The sequence below is a fragment of the Paenibacillus sp. 2TAB26 genome (genome assembly GCF_052115145.1).
Lineage (GTDB): Bacteria > Bacillota > Bacilli > Paenibacillales > Paenibacillaceae > Pristimantibacillus.
On sequence record NZ_JBFRGC010000026.1, the window covers coordinates 13270 to 28743 of the forward strand.

The 15474-nt window shown below is 43.1% G+C and carries 8 protein-coding genes and 2 pseudogenes; 7 read left to right on the plus strand and 3 right to left on the minus strand.

Going from position 1 to position 15474, the window contains the following annotated elements; genetic code table 11:
* Nucleotides 1–572: 572 nt before the first annotated feature.
* The 3 genes from AB4Z50_RS26605 (at nucleotide 573) to AB4Z50_RS26615 (ending at nucleotide 3627) form a co-directional block, all read left to right on the plus strand.
* Complete coding sequence (locus tag AB4Z50_RS26605; protein WP_441883800.1) at nucleotides 573–1517, plus strand: helix-turn-helix transcriptional regulator; 945 nt, start codon at nucleotides 573–575, stop codon at nucleotides 1515–1517.
* Between the two features lie 102 nt (nucleotides 1518–1619).
* On the plus strand, nucleotides 1620–2804 hold the full coding sequence (locus AB4Z50_RS26610) for an epoxide hydrolase family protein (protein WP_441883803.1): 1185 nt from the start codon (nucleotides 1620–1622) through the stop codon (nucleotides 2802–2804).
* 76 nt (nucleotides 2805–2880) lie between these two features.
* Entirely contained in the window at nucleotides 2881–3627 is a 747-nt protein-coding gene (locus tag AB4Z50_RS26615) for an SDR family NAD(P)-dependent oxidoreductase (protein ID WP_441883806.1), read from the plus strand.
* 821 nt (nucleotides 3628–4448) lie between these two features.
* On the opposite strand, the gene AB4Z50_RS26620 is transcribed toward AB4Z50_RS26615, so the two are convergent.
* Nucleotides 4449–5048 (minus strand): hypothetical protein, encoded by a 600-nt coding sequence (locus AB4Z50_RS26620; RefSeq protein ID WP_441883809.1) that lies wholly within the window; start codon nucleotides 5046–5048, stop codon nucleotides 4449–4451.
* Nucleotides 5049–5391: 343 nt separating this feature from the next.
* On the opposite strand from AB4Z50_RS26620, the gene AB4Z50_RS26625 reads away from it, so the two are divergent.
* Nucleotides 5392–6678, plus strand: coding sequence for an IS110 family transposase (locus tag AB4Z50_RS26625; RefSeq protein ID WP_441883811.1), 1287 nt, complete (start codon nucleotides 5392–5394; stop codon nucleotides 6676–6678).
* Between the two features lie 623 nt (nucleotides 6679–7301).
* Here the strand turns inward: AB4Z50_RS26625 and AB4Z50_RS26630 are convergent.
* Nucleotides 7302–8348: pseudogene (locus AB4Z50_RS26630) on the minus strand (SpoVR family protein); the annotation flags it as partial.
* A gap of 416 nt (nucleotides 8349–8764) precedes the next feature.
* On the opposite strand from AB4Z50_RS26630, the gene AB4Z50_RS26635 reads away from it, so the two are divergent.
* The gene (locus AB4Z50_RS26635; protein ID WP_441883814.1) at nucleotides 8765–8908 is read left to right on the plus strand and encodes a hypothetical protein; all 144 of its coding nucleotides are present in this window, start codon (nucleotides 8765–8767) and stop codon (nucleotides 8906–8908) included.
* A 975-nt stretch (nucleotides 8909–9883) separates the two neighbouring features.
* Here the strand turns inward: AB4Z50_RS26635 and AB4Z50_RS26640 are convergent.
* Nucleotides 9884–10039: pseudogene (locus tag AB4Z50_RS26640) on the minus strand (IS110 family transposase); the annotation flags it as partial.
* 334 nt (nucleotides 10040–10373) lie between these two features.
* Between AB4Z50_RS26640 and AB4Z50_RS26645 the strand changes: the two are divergent.
* Nucleotides 10374–12431 carry a LuxR C-terminal-related transcriptional regulator gene (locus AB4Z50_RS26645; RefSeq protein WP_441883817.1) on the plus strand — a complete coding sequence of 686 codons (2058 nt, stop codon included), beginning with the start codon at nucleotides 10374–10376 and terminating at the stop codon, nucleotides 12429–12431.
* Nucleotides 12432–12671: 240 nt separating this feature from the next.
* Nucleotides 12672–15443: a GLUG motif-containing protein gene (locus tag AB4Z50_RS26650; RefSeq protein WP_441883820.1), complete on the plus strand. Its 2772-nt coding sequence runs from the start codon at nucleotides 12672–12674 to the stop codon at nucleotides 15441–15443.
* The last annotated feature ends 31 nt before the right edge of the window (nucleotides 15444–15474 follow it).

Here is a 15474-nt window from a genome sequence, read left to right on the forward strand (position 1 = left end):
AGAGCGACCTCCTGGATGATGGAATTTTTAGGGCTATGACCCGTTGCGTACTTCCATCGTACCGAGGCGCTCGTTTTTTTGCAAAGCGGTAATTTAACGCTCTACAGGAATGCTAACGGGTAGTTTAGCTGAATAAGAAACGTGCAGTTAGAATGTGTGTTATTCTAAAAGCTACAGTTTCAGGACAGGACTCTCCACTCCTATCTATACTTTTGCACTCTATTTGAGTGCAGGCCACCATTTTGGTGGCTTTTTTTATTGTTATACGAACCGGCAGAATAAAGAAATAAGCTCAACCAAACTGTAGGTGCATGATAACCCGGTTTTATTAACTGGGGCTTGATCAATTAAAATGATATCTGAATTCGTGGTTTCAAAATAAAGCTACAAAACACTGGTGAAGTTTCTAATCCTGACAGACTATTGTCAACAATAAAAGTTTATTATGTAAGTAAGAGCCTAACTACCTGCAGGAGTTAAAGGATCGTGTTCGTGGAACTGAAACATCTTATTAATCAGTTACCTTGAAAATGAAACTGTAACAAGATGCTCTGAATTTGGGGGGGACAACTGTGAAACTTGAGCGACTTATGGCTATTACTATCCTTCTATTAAACCGCAAACGCGTACAGGCACAAGAATTGGCTGATCGTCTGGAGGTTTCATTACGTACGATTTATCGCGATTTAGATTCACTGAATCTAGCAGGAATTCCTATTGTTTCGTACACGGGGGCGGAAGGAGGATTCGAAATCATGGAGAACTTTCGATTGGATCGGCAAATGCTTTCATTCGATGAACTTATTGCCCTCTCTACAGCTTTGCGAGGTCTTCAATCTACGCAGGTATTTGAAAACCAAAATTTGGAAGGTTTGCTCGATAAAGTAGGCGCATTGGTCTCGAAGGCTGAACAAGGTCGTTTGGTTGGTGCTGATCAGGTCATCATAGATTTAAATCCGTGGAAAAGCAGCTCTTCAGAACGAAACAAATATGACACGCTGCATAAAGCCGTAAGTGATAAAAAGCTGATCCGTTTTACATACACCAACGGACAAGGGGGAGAAACAGAACGTTGTATTGAACCTATGGGTCTAGTGCTCAAAGGCTACACGTGGTATCTTCACGGTTATTGTTTAAATCGAGATGATTACCGCATGTTCAGGCTTTCACGGATCCGGAACCTACTCATTCTTGAGGATACGTTCCAGCGCCGAATAGTGAATCTGTCTGAGTTAAATGAAAATTGGAGTCCGCAGCGCGATACCAAAATGGTTGATCTGGTGCTGAGATTTACAGGACCGGCTAAGGTTTCAGCAGCAGATCATTTTGATTCGGATGAGATTGAGCGGCAACCTGATGGCTCGCTTATTGTTCGGGTCAGATACCCGGATAACGACTGGTTAGTCGGCTTTTTACTCCATTTTAGAACGGATTTATTGATTCTTGAACCCTTGCATGTTGCTGAAGAGGTACGGAAATGTGCGTTGGAGATATCTAAACTTTATATTGGTTGTTGACACACAGTTGTCAACAAGCTTGATTTAATATGAGTATAGCTAGAGAGAACACATTAATCAGCACAAGAAAATATTAAAGAAATTTGAGGAGGTTTTTCAAAAATGACTCATTCAGAACAACAAAGTGTAAGCAGCGGCCAACAGAACACGGAGATCAAGCCTTTCCGCATCGATGTTCCGCAGGCTGACCTTGATGAATTGCGAGACCGTTTAACCCGTACCCGTTGGCCGGATGCTTTGGCTGGTGTAGGCTGGGACAATGGTATTCCCGTTGATTATCTCAAGAATCTGGCGGAATACTGGAGATCTAAATATGATTGGCGCAAACACGAGAAACTTCTTAACAAATTTCCACAGTTCACCACCACCATAGACGGACAGAACATACACTTTCTGCATGTACGTTCACCAGAACCTGGAGCAACGCCATTGATCATCACACATGGTTGGCCGGGTTCAATTGTAGAGTTCATGAACATTATAGGACCGCTCACCGATCCCCGTGCTCATGGCGGCAACCCGGAAGATGCTTTTCATGTCGTTATACCTTCGCTGCCCGGTTTTGGTTTTTCTGGACCGACAACCGAGGTAGGGTGGAACATAGGCCGAGTAGCCAGAGCTTGGGCAGAATTGATGCATCGACTAGGTTATGAACGTTATGGCGCACAAGGTGGGGACACCGGCGCATTGGTCTCACCAATGCTTGGACGTTTTGCGCCAGACTGTGTTATTGGAGTACATTCAAACGGGCTTACAACATTCCCGTCTGGAGACCCCTCAGAGTCGATTCATTTAACTGAGATCGAGCGAGCACGCTACGATAAGTTGACTGGACATAGCTTTGAGACAACTGGTTATGCGATTATACAATCTACGCGACCTCAGACGCTGGCCTATGGTCTGACTGACTCACCCATCGGCCAGCTTGCATGGATTGTTGAGAAGTTTAAGGAATGGACAGATCCTATAGCCAATCTTCCGGAAGATGCCGTTGATCTAGACCACTTGCTAACTAATGTCACCTTGTATTGGCTCACCGGAACGGCAGGGTCATCGGCACGGATTTATAAAGAGGAGGCGAAATCCTGGGGCATGCCTGCTCATCGCTCTACGGTTCCTACCGGTGTTGCGGTTTTTCCAAACGACATCTCGATCAGAAGTATTGTCGAACGCGAGCATAACGTCGTGCATTGGTCAGAGTTCAATAGCGGAGGTCACTTTGCGGCAATGGAAGTACCTGATCTATTAGTTAATGACATCCGAAAGTTCTTTGGTCAACTTCGCTAAGACGAACCTGGATGTTGTTATGAGTCTCGAATCTAAAGTTAGAATTTTCGAAATAAAATAGTAGGATGAAAGGAAGATGAATATGAATTTACAGGGGAAAGTGGTTATCGTTACCGGAGGCGCTAGAGGAATTGGAAGTGCTACATCAAAATTATTGGCCCATCGGGGTGCGAAAGTCGTAGTTAATTATTTAAAAAATCAAGATGCTGCTGAAGCAGTAGTATCCGATATTAGATCCAGCGGCRGGGAAGCCATTGCTCACCAGGCGGATGTTCGTGATTCAGACCAATTTGCAAAGCTCGTAGACGCCGTTTTAAAAACCTTTGGGAGAATTGATATATTGGTATGTAATGCGAATATGAGTTTCACTGCGAAACCCTTTACCGAAATGAAATGGGAGGAGTTCTCTCAGAAATTAAACGATGAACTAAAAGCAGCATTCGTGACGACTAAATCCGTTATTCCGTATATGATCGAACAAAAGTTTGGACGTATCATTTATGTATCCAGCAGTTTAGGTAAGGATCCCTCGCCTTACATGATCGCTCATGGAACGGCAAAAGGAGGGTTGAATACTTTTTCTGACTATATTGCCCAAGAATTTGGTCCACAAGGGATTTCAGCCAACGTGGTTGCACCCGGATTAGTGCAAACCGATGCGACTGCCTTTTTGTCAGATGAAGAGAAACGAACAATTAGTAGCTTCACACCACTGAGGCGTTTGGCGGAACCTGATGATATTGCAGGTGTTATTTCGTTCCTGGCAAGCGACGATTCGCGTTTTATTACCGGATCGTATACCCCTGTTACTGGGGGACTGTAACTGGAGTCCAGTGTCATCTGATACTACCAATGCCAAAGTACGTTTAAGAGACACCCGAGAGAATTAGATAATGTTTGCTAATCAACAGTTATTACGCTCTAATGGAAAACGATAGCATCATTTCAATAGTCTGCTCAAGTAACAGGCAGCATTCCTATTATGAAGAAATAGTAGGTTAGAAAACTGCTGAAGGTGGCTCGATTGGCATCAGGTACGGTATGAAAGTATACCATTCAAAACTACAGGTTCAGGACAGGACTCTCCACTCCTATCTATACTTTTGCACTCTTATTGAGTGCGAGCCACCCTTCCAGGTGGCTATTTTTTATTGTTCTTGAAGTGACCTATCTGCTAAAGGATACGCTATAAGGATCCATCAAGTTGAACTATAATACGAATGGGTAGGATAGTTGAAAAAAATGATCCTTCGCAGTGGTTTTTAATTTACCCTATATATCCCTTTTATTGTGTTAAAATTGGTTTCGCAGGGTATGGGGAGAATCAGTTGTTTTCGAAACATTAGCAGGTCAGCTAACAGTTATGCTGATGATGTAGATGAGGAATTTCATGTAACGGTCATGACAGGTATCTGGATGGAGTCACTTGCGCAGGCATCGCTGCTTTTTGCCTAAGGTTTGTAGGGTGATATCGACCGCAGCTGAGTTGGGCATATTTGTAGCATTGCACCATAGAATGGGCTCATTCAAGATGAATTTGTATCCTTCAATAGCCTTTAAATTGGTTTCAAATGAATACTTGGTCATGATAAAAAACTGTATCTTGCGATTGGGGTACAGTTCGCTCAACGCTCTTTTTTATATTTATTTCAATTGTTTGAGTATGGTTATCCATATTCTCAGACCTGTCACCCATAGCGTCAAAGCAGAGCCAAAACCGATAAAAGTAGATGTCGCAATCAGAGTTACATTGCTTACGATGGCATTCATTGGTAAAAAGAAAGTAATAATGCCTAAAATACAGAGCACTACACCTGTACCATAATAAAAATTTTCTCGAAACAATTTAGCTAAAGGAAAAAAATGAATACCGACAATGATAGCCATGATAGGGAAAAAGACTTCAAAATGATTGATTATGTTACAAATCACACTTGCAATAAAGATCGCAAGACCTTCTAGACCAAAAATCAAACCAAATTTTCGATTTATTTTTTTCCGATGTTCCCTCTCTTCCGGTGTATCAGCGTTGTTCATGTTACGAGCTTTACCAAAAAGCGTTATGGCTCCGATGAGTAAGATTAATGTCACAACACTCGAAAGAACAAGTAACCATGGAGCTCCAAGTCCATGTGAACCAATAATACCAATGGAAGCCCAAAGCGCTCCAAAAAAAGTCATGAACATCACGCCATTTGAAGCTCCAAAGACAGCAGCTTTCGGCAATTTTACTAAATCACTCATAATTATGCAGACTCCTAGATCCATTTTTTTATCTACTCTTATAAAATCATCCTTTCTCCATTTTGTCTAGCTTTTGTAACAAAGGCTATGTTAAATTACATCTCGGTTTGGAGATGATTAACCTTTGGATCTAAAGCAATTGAAGAAACTCGCGAAATAACTAGAAAGGATTTCCTGTGTGAGGCAGGGGTTATAAGATGATTTTGTAGGTTTTTGGTTTATGACTCAACCTATCTTCGCTAAGCTAAACATTCCTGTTAAGGCTAAGAAATAGCCTTTGTCAAAAAGGGAGCGCCTCGGTATGATGGGTTTGTCGACAACACATCAAGGAGGCGCTCTTACTATGAAGTTTAAGCAATCAGACGCACAAAATCAACGGATTGAACGAATTACCACCTCGCATCTCGTCGTAGGGATCGACATGGCCAAAGAAACGCATGTAGCACAAGCTTCCAATTTCCTAGGGATCGTGGTTTCCAAACGACATTACTCATTCTCAAATAGCATGGAAGGCTTTGAAAAATTGAACCGCTGGATGACGGAGTTACAGCAGAAACACCGATTAAAGAAGCTCATCATCGGCATGGAGCCAACCGGCCATTACTGGTTTAACCTGGCCAACTGGTTAGCAGATAAGGGATTACACGTAGTTATGGTTAACCCTGCTACGACCAAGAGAAACAAAGAAAACCGGGATAACAGTCCATCAAAAAATGATCCCAAAGATGCACTTATCATCGCAGATTCAGTAAGTCGGGGCTTCTACTATGAGTACACGCGTCAATCGCTTGTGTTTCAACGCTTACGGACCATAATGAGTGATCGCGAATTCTGGGTGTCGAACAGTGTACGCCTGCAGAATCGAATCATACGCTGGCTGGACATTCGCTTTCCTGAGTATCCATCCGTATTCAAAGACTGGACCTGTAAGCGATCATTTGCGACCCTCAAGACATTACCTTGCCCACAGGATTTGGAGACGTATGCAATACCGGATGTAATCAAGGCTTGGAGAACACATATACAGCGCGCTGGGGGAGTTACGGGGATTGAGAAGGCCGCACAGCTCATCGCACATGCTAAACGCAGTGTCGGAGATCGAACCGCTGTAGAAGAATCGAAGGCAGATTTAATACGGCTCATTGAAGAATATGAACGAGTTACCGCCATGCTTGAACAGTTTGAAAAGGACATCGAAGCCCTGCTTTCTGAGATTCCAATGGCGCAGCAGCTTCGCACCATAAAAGGTCTGGGAAAGATCTTCACCGCGGCGATACTAGCTGGCACAGGAGATTTAAGCCAGTATGCACATGGGCGTCAGGTATTACGGAAGGCTGGCCTAAATTTGGCTGAAAGTACGTCAGGAAAGAGAAAAGGACGAATTGTTCTTTCGAAACGAGGAGACTCAGCCCTGCGAAAATATCTCTATCTCGCGACGGCTCAGCTCGTTTGGAATAATCCCGTGTTCCGTCATCTGCATGAGCATAATGTGAAAGAAAAGAAGATGAAAAAGCAGCAATCCATATTTAAGTTAATAGGAAAGCTGGCACGAATTCTAGTTGGCATTGTTCAACGAGGAGAAAAGTTCACGCCAGAGAAAACCGTCATTGCATGGGCAGAAGCAGCTTAAGTTTAGTAGCAAACACGTATAATGACTCATTCGCAGGATTTCAAAAAGAAAGCACGGAGGACCGAGTTCGTTACCCATAAGGGCTCAGACCCATCCGCTAAACGCTATCGGTCTCCACACCTTGGACAGGTATAACGAAGGAATGTAAGGGCATTGACCCGTTGAGATTTGGGAGGGTGAACCTCCAAGGGATTGTGGAGTATGCGTGCAGTAGAAACTACCTGGGGTATATTTCCTAATAGTTCCTCTATTTCCGCATGCCTAGCCCACCACCTTAACCGCTATCACCCGAGTTGTTTCCTGTGAATGGCCTAATCCAAGGTGGTGAAATCCTGCGAATGAGTGAGTATATGTGAGATAAACCCTTAAAAACGAGGGACGGGATACGTTAGTTCAATGGACTATGTAGCAGTTTGCTTTCGGTAGCAGTTCTATTTCTTCGACACGTACGAATGTTTTTAGTCTTTCAGAAAAGGACTCTTTGTAGTGAGAATGTACAGAGAAAAAAATCTGTATATAGAGGGGGGCGACGCCCTTCATCCCCCTATGTCAGAAAAAATAAAAGCCCGATCGAATGTGATCGGGTTTTTGAATTAGTATTCTGTTTGATGGACTTCAATCAATTAAACAAACTTCCTACTCGTCTTCTTCCCATCACATCTGAACACAATCTTCTTATCTTCAACAAACGTCTCCAGATGAACGTTTTTTCCCCATAGCTGAACTACATGCGGCCGCGTACGCTCCACGTACTGAGATCCAGTTCCATACCCTCATATTCATGAATGAGATAGAGTTCCCCTACACGATTGAAATCCCCATCCTTAACCATCAGGCTTGGCAATCCGCCATTTTTATCGGTAATTTTCCACTCAGGACCCTTTTTCTCGAAAATGTACAGATCAAGATCATTAACCAGATCCTTCGTGAGGTAGTTGCGAATGAACGAAATATCTGAATCAAGCTCGCGTACCTCGAACATTTTTTCCCTGCCCTTACCGGGAACGCGTCCGAAGCGTGATTGTTCTTCCTTCGTTGGATTATCGAATCGGCGTTCGATATCCTCGAATATTTTTAAGCCCAAATAATAGGGATTCAAGGTGTGCCGGAAGGCTGCACGACAGAAGAGTTTAGCTTCGCAAACTCAATCGTTTCATCGCTAGTTAGATCAAGCTCGCGTATCTGGGCGTGGCGGAAATCGCTTGGCGTCAGCGGCCTGTGATTGAGCAGCTGATGCGGCGGCAGCTGTTCGATCCGGGTCTAGATTCCACTCCGAGCGCTCGCTGTCCTTTTGCATCATCTCGATATAAGGTTTTTTATCCAATTGATAAGGCTTAATGAGCGTCGGATCGACATGCTCTTGAATAGCAAGAATCGTGTCGATAAACTTCTCGACCGCCTCCGTGCTATGATCCATTTCATATTGATGAATACGGACTGCTGTAGCAGACATGCTCTCGACCATATTGCGATTGGTTGCACCAAAGCGAGTGTTATTTTTTGAAGAAATCACAGTGAGCCAGCACATGAGCGACGATGAGTTTATTTTGAATGAGAGAATAGCCCTCTAGAAGAAACGCGTTGCAGGGGTTGGAGTTAATGACGAGCTAATAAACTTTGCTTAAACCGAAGTCGCATTGTAGTTTCATTTTATGGAAAGTTTTATCAAATAATAATAAATATGAAGTAAATTATAGGGGTTAATATATATCGGTAATCACTCATTTTGAGAGTTTGGTAAGTGATATTTGACCCCTATCTAAATGCAGGGGGGAGTCCCGTCTTGATTAAGTTAAGACTTTTTCGCCCACGAATCGAAATAGGGTGGTGTTTCGTTTGGCAATGGTCACCCAGCCGAATTTGTGCACCATGAGGAACACGAAAAAGATCCTTACAGAGTTACCATCGATCCAGGGCAACTCATAAGCATACGAGACGTTTTCACGCAGCATCAGGAGCCTTTTCCTTAAACTCGATTAAGACGCGGTTGACGTGAATCGCGTCAATCAACTTGTCTTTCCGAAGTACAGCCTCAAGCTTGTGCAACATTGTTCATCTCGCGGCAAATGCCGCGGTATGCGCATAAATGGCGTCCATCGCGTCGGTTGTAGTGCCAATGGAGAAAAGGAATCCATTCCGTCGCGCCGTTCTCGTTGATTTTCGTCGGCCAGCAGGAGCTTCCAGAGCTGCTGAGGCTGAAAAAGTATTAAGAAACCATCCAACGCATTGATATGCAATACCACTTGGGCGGTATGAGCAAGGAGGAGGTGAGCGCTTATTTCCGGCACTACATGACCGTAATCCGGACGGAAAGCTGGTGTTTGCCGAGGGCACACTGGGCCGCTCCTTATTCACATGGCCTATAAATCAATATACTGATAATTCTAGCTCGACAGGTAAGACCTCTCCCTTCCTGTAGCAGTAGTTCAGTGCCCCAATAACCGTGCACGATCAAATGATTTGGCCGTAGATTAATTTCATTAATACTCTTTGAATGATGAATAAATTGTAATGCTAGAATATTCATAAAGTATTTTGCATATCCATCGACAGGAGCATCCGAGTTACCTTTTAAAAAAATATCCATGTTCTTTGATACAAGTTCTGGTACTAACTTTATATTTAATAACAATGTCTTATTATGATCGTTATAAGTAATAAGGGGGTCTGATAGATCTAAGACTTTGGGTTGTGAGAGTTCAAAAGTTTGAAAATAAGTTCGTATGATTGAATCAGTAGGTTCTTTATATAATGTGAGCCTTTCGTTGACGGTAGGAGTTTCCACAGCAAGCAGAAACGGGAATAGTAATAGTAGGGAAAAAAGTCTTTCAATTGAACACCATTTTCTAGTCATAAATAACATAATAATAGATAATAGCAAGCTAATCCATGGTATGATGACGAAAAATGGGTAACTTAATACTAATATTAGACCTGAAAAGACGCGTAGAGATATTAAATAGGCTGCAAACCATATTACTAATCCTACAAATAAAATAATTAGACATGTACGCCTATAATTCATTTGAAAAGCCTCCGATTAAAAAGCACTTTGACTTAACTTTTTAATCGACATTCTCCCATATTATATTAATAATAGTTTAAATATGCTTGTTGACCTTCTGTGTCAGACTAGTTGTCGTACCCCTCTCTAAAAAGTATAGTGAATAAAAAGAGAGACTGAGGTGGACGACAATGCCTAAATCGAGGAGAAGTGAAGCGGAGTGCCGAGCATAATCCCACGGAAGTTGACAGCGCGAGCTACAAGGAATTCCTGGGCGATGTCGATGCCGACGACAAGGTGCTGGGTTGAAATGCTTTCGAGCAGTTGATTTTGTTTGGCTTGAGCTTTAAACTTCAAGATAGAGCGACCTCCTTAAGATGGCTAAAGGGCTATGACCCATTTTAAAATATGATCTTATATGTAATTTTATAATAGGAGATGCCATAGTCGATATTGCGATATGTATTCATGGATCGGATGTACATGGGTATTTGTTTGCACGAACAAAGATAAAACTACAATTGATAGTTTTTACGATATGAGTGGAAGAGATTAGGCAGTAATTGTAATCCTTACCAAGTGGACTTATTATCTCTGTTCAATCCACGATGGTTATGGGATTTAAATTGCCGGTAGTACCGCACTTGTCCTTCAATTCTATAATGATGTCATTCGAAGGTGGGTATATCCTATGTATGATAGCAAGGTGAAGGTAGGCGGTCCCGAGGAACGTAGAGCTGGCCAGATTGACCAGCTGGAACGGCATTATTTGGTAGGACGGGACCTCGAAATTCAGTATTTCTTGCAGCAACTGACAGTCGGCGGGCAACAGGGACGGATCTTGAATATCTATGGTACCGGCGGCGTAGGGAAAAGTTATTTAATCGATGAGTTCCGGCGGCTGGCAGTGAATGTGAACGCCGCTTTTCTGTTGATGGACAGCCGCGGGTTCTCTCATACACCGCAGGACTTCTGCACGCAATTGCTGCACAAACTCGGCTATCCGATGGAGGAGTTTCAGCAGACCACCGAGCCGCAGGCGCTTCTAGAGCTATGCCATGATATCCTGAGGGAAAAAGCGGTGAATCAGAAGCTTGTCCTAGCATTAGACACATTCGAGGACATGGGTGATATGGAGCAATGGCTGAGAGAGGCATTCCTTCCACAATTGTACCCAGATATCCTGATTCTCGTTGCGGGGAGATTCCCCATGCAAGGGATGTGGCTCAGTTCTCCGGTATGGCGCCACTGGATACACCGGATGCCCATTGGCGATCTGGATTATATCTCCGTTAAGCAATACATGGAGCGCTCAGGCATTTCTCAGGAGCCAATGATCCAACAAATTTGGATGAAAACGAGAGGACATCCGCTAACGTTGTCCTTGGTCGTCTCGACAACGATACTACAGAACATTCAGGGCTTAGAATTAGTCGATGAAATCGAAGTTTTCGAACATATTCTGAGCATTTGGTTAAAAGAGGTTCCGGACGATAATCTTAGGGAACTCGTAGAAACGGTAGCTGTACTAAGGCATTTTAACCAGGAGCTGCTCTCCGATGTATTGGATCAAAAGGTAAAGACAGATGTATTCCAAAGGCTGGTTGGACTTTCCTTCATTCGGAGAGTGGATAGGGGATGGATCCTCCATGATTTGATGCGGGATGCAATCAGCAATGGACTTCGTTTGCGCCAGCCTGAACATTACGACTGGTTATGGAAGCGGTGCATCATGTATTACTACAGCAGGATGACTAATCCGTCCAAGAGAAAGACAATCACTTGGGAAGCGGTCGAATGGTACTATTATATCGGCGATCATGTTGTACGCAATCTCTGTTTTCAGAAATTGACTCCGCTTCTCATGGAGCCATTGAATCCGTCCAATTGGGTGGAGGCAGAGCAGTATTTGGACAATCGTCGCATCAATCTGAAGGAAGTTTGCCTTCCTCTCCAGAACCAGGAAACGGGGGAGAGGTTCGAATATATGCTTTCTAAAGAAGAAGGCTTTTACTCGATTAAGCATATTCATCTTCAAGAGCTTTACGAGCTCGATCCCGGCATTGTTAAGCTGATGAGAGACCAGGATGGGGCAATACGAGGTCTGACGGCAATCATACCGATTCATAGAGGTACTCTTGACTACTTGCTAACTCATCCGCTGTCGTCCACTTATTTCCAAAGTTTGCCGGACCATAAGCTAAAGGAACTCCGGGTGCCGAATGAACATAATGCTGGTTATTTTGTGAAATCGATCGATGTGTCGGATTTTGAGGACGTGGCGGTACGTACGACTGCGGGGTTAGCGTTCGTCTCACTGCTTATATCTTCCGGTTATGTCGTGACGACTGGCCCTACGGAGCTCCCCTTTTTAAAGAAATTCCACCTGGGCTTGGGCTGCGAGCAGGTGAAGAACGTTGCACATTACGATTATGACCATAACACGCCTACGCCGTATTACGTTCTCGATACGAGAGGTGATAAGCTGCAGGATTATTTGAACAAAATGATCACGTCCTTCGGTCTTTTAGATCATGCCAAGCGACAGGACGATGGTATGGGGTTGCTGTCTGAGCGGGAAAAAGAAGTGGTGGTTCTGCTCGTAAAAGGTTATACGAATCAAGAAATTGCGACGGACTTGTGTATTACAGAAGTAACGGTCAAGAAGCATTTGACAGCTGTATTTCGGAAGCAGAATGTCAGGAATCGTACGCAGCTCGTTAACAGCTACTTGAATAAAACATATTGATTGTATTTAGACAAGTTTTCTCTTAGGAGAAAGCTTGTCTTCTTTTTTGTCTGTGAGGAGAACGAAAGTATACCCGAATTGGACCATTTTGCTACGTTCGGATAATAGAATGCGCGAAGGCAAGCGGGTAAAATTAAGAATCGAAGTATTTTAAAGTGGGGGAAATTGGATGGTTTGTCCATGAAAACCGAAAGGGTAAAGTAGCTTAGATACTGAAATGATAGAGGAGGAGAAGTATTAATGGCATTTCGTTATTGGAATAAACGGGTAATTGTATTTATTATTGTGTTAGCTATGGTGGTTGGAAATTATCCGAGTTTGGCAAATCCTAATCCTGAAGGGGTCCACGTTCAAGCGGCAGCAGGCTTTAATGGAGGGGATGGAACGGATCAAGATCCATATCAAATTGCGACAGCAGATCAATTAAATGAAGTGCGGAATTATCTGGATAGCCATTTTGTTTTGATCAATGATATTGATTTAAGTGCTTATGATGAAAACCATTCATGGCAACCGATAGGTTCTGATGCAGCAGCATTTTCAGGACATCTTGATGGGGGAAAATTTAAGATAGTCAATTTGTATGTAGATAATACTGATTCTGTTGAAATAGGAGGGTTGTTTGGGGAAGCTGCTGCTTCAAGCAGTATTCGAGATCTAGTACTGGAAAATGTAGATGTAAGGGGTACAGAAAGTGTAGGAGCCCTAGTTGGCCATTTTTATGGGGATGGAATGATTGAAAATGTTACGGCTACAGGATTAGTATCAGGGTCTGGAAATTGGATAGGCGGGGTAATAGGCTACAATGATGGCGATACGACCATTTCTAACGTCAACTTTGATGGAACCGTAAAGGGCAGTGGATCAGTAGGTGGAATCATAGGCTTTAATTATCTTTCTACCCTCACTCATGCTACCTTTGAAGGGATCGTAGAGGGTGAGGGAGCAGTTGGTGGCCTTGTCGGTTTTCATTTTTTAAGTGATATAAGTAATGGCATTTCACTTGCATCAGTGACTGGTATCGTTGATGTAGGTGGCTTGGTTGGAAGGAGTCAGGAGGGAAATGTTGATTCTTCTTATGCAACCGGTAATGTAACTGGCATAGAGGAAAATTTTACGGGTGAAGGCCATGCTACAGAGAACACAGGCGGCTTAGTAGGTAATAATATAGAAGGTACTGTCTCTAATAGCTATGCAAGAGGAAATATAAATGGTTCTGAAGATGTTGGTGGACTAGTAGGTGAGAATAAAGAAGGATCTATCTCTAGTAGTTATGCAACAGGAAATGTAGAAGGATCTGAATACATTGGCGGTCTATCAGGAAGAAATTATTATGGTACGATCTCTCATAGCTATGCAGCAGGGCGAGTTAAAGGAGAGATATATGTAGGCGGTTTGTCAGGTGATAATTTCGATAGTACTATTTCTAATAGCTATGCAACAGGACAAGTAAATGGAAATGAATCTGTTGGTGGTCTAGTAGGTTATAATCTTCTTTATGGAATCGTTAAAAACAGCTATTCGAGAGGGCATGTAACCGGAAATGTAGAAGTTGGCGGGTTAGTCGGTACCAATGAAGAGAGTGATATTATCGATAGCTATTATGATACCGATACTTCAGGGCAAGCCGATAATAAGGGTATAGGACTGCCTTCTCTATCCATGAAAAATAACGATACATACGTAGGCTGGGATTTTGCAGGTATATGGGAACAGAATAAGCATAACAGTGGATATCCTTACTTAAGTGCCTATCAAAACTTTTTAACTTATGTAAGTAATGACAAGGTTCAAGAAGATGAACGGTCATATAGTGTTTCCTATACGCCAAACCAGTCGGTGACGGTCGATGGAAACATAAGCAAATGGACCAATCCAGGCTTCGTCTTGGGTGGCTGGAATACGGAAAGTGACGGCAGAGGGACTGCATATAACAAGGGTGACACTATAGGATCTAGCAGCAATATTCTGTTATATGCAAATTGGGTAATAAATAATGAAAACCTTAGCGGATTGCGTCTATCATCTGGGGCAAAGCTTAGTCAGCCTTTTGATGAAAATAGTTTCAGTTATAATGCTAACGTCGCGAATAGTGTCAGCAGTATTCATGTAACACCCGTAACTGCTAAACAGATATCAACTGTAACTGTAGCGATTAACGGTGGTATAGCGGAACTGGTTGCTAGCGGCTCAGCGAGCAGCGAGCTTCCGCTGAAGGTAGGCGTGAACACGCTAAATGTGGTGGTTACCGCGTCGGATGGAGTTGCGACTAAGACATATACGGTATCTGTGACACGAGAGAATAGTCCAATCGTAGTGCCACCGACACCGACACCGACACCGACACCGACACCATCACCGACACCATCACCGACACCAATACCAACACAAGCACCAAAGCCATTTTATATTGATGAGGTTAATATTGAGGTAATTAAGTCAATGGTAGCAAAATCGAACACTGCGCCTATCGTATCCTATAAGGATGTACCTGCAAATGCCCAAAATGCTAAAGCGATTGTACTTGCGACTAAGCTTGGCATCATCAATGGATATGAGGATGGTTCATTTCGAGCTAACGCTACGATAACTAGAGCAGAGTTTGCATCTCTATTCGTAAGAGCCCTTGGTTTAACGTCAGAAGGTGATTACGACTTTATAGACACCAAAGGTCATTGGGCAGCAGATCCCATTGCTACATTAAAAACAATAGGTATTGCTAAGGGTTACTTAGATGGAACATTCAAACCGAATCAGACGATAACAAGAGCGGAAATCGTAACTATGCTTTCAAAAGTAATAAACATGAACTTTGTGAAGAGTACGAAGTTCAGTGATGTTAGAGATCACTGGGCAGAAGCTGAAATTGATACATTATCCGATATGGGAATTGTAAAGGGTACGCCGGACGGTTTATTCAAACCGAATGCAATTGCGACGAGAACGGAGTCGTTGCTCATGATCTTACGCATGCTGAATGCCAGTCTTGGTCATACACTAGACGTAGAGTAGAAAACACTTATCTCAAGTACGGTAGGTACTG

Coding starts and splice junctions, on each gene's coding strand:
- AB4Z50_RS26610 (WP_441883803.1), top strand. CDS start 1,620: ATGACTCATTCAGAACAACAAAGTGTAAGCAGCGGCCAACAGAACACG.
- AB4Z50_RS26620 (WP_441883809.1), bottom strand. CDS start 5,048: ATGAGTGATTTAGTAAAATTGCCGAAAGCTGCTGTCTTTGGAGCTTCA.
- AB4Z50_RS26645 (WP_441883817.1), top strand. CDS start 10,374: ATGTATGATAGCAAGGTGAAGGTAGGCGGTCCCGAGGAACGTAGAGCT.
- AB4Z50_RS26625 (WP_441883811.1), top strand. CDS start 5,392: ATGAAGTTTAAGCAATCAGACGCACAAAATCAACGGATTGAACGAATT.
- AB4Z50_RS26635 (WP_441883814.1), top strand. CDS start 8,765: ATGGCGTCCATCGCGTCGGTTGTAGTGCCAATGGAGAAAAGGAATCCA.
- AB4Z50_RS26650 (WP_441883820.1), top strand. CDS start 12,672: ATGGCATTTCGTTATTGGAATAAACGGGTAATTGTATTTATTATTGTG.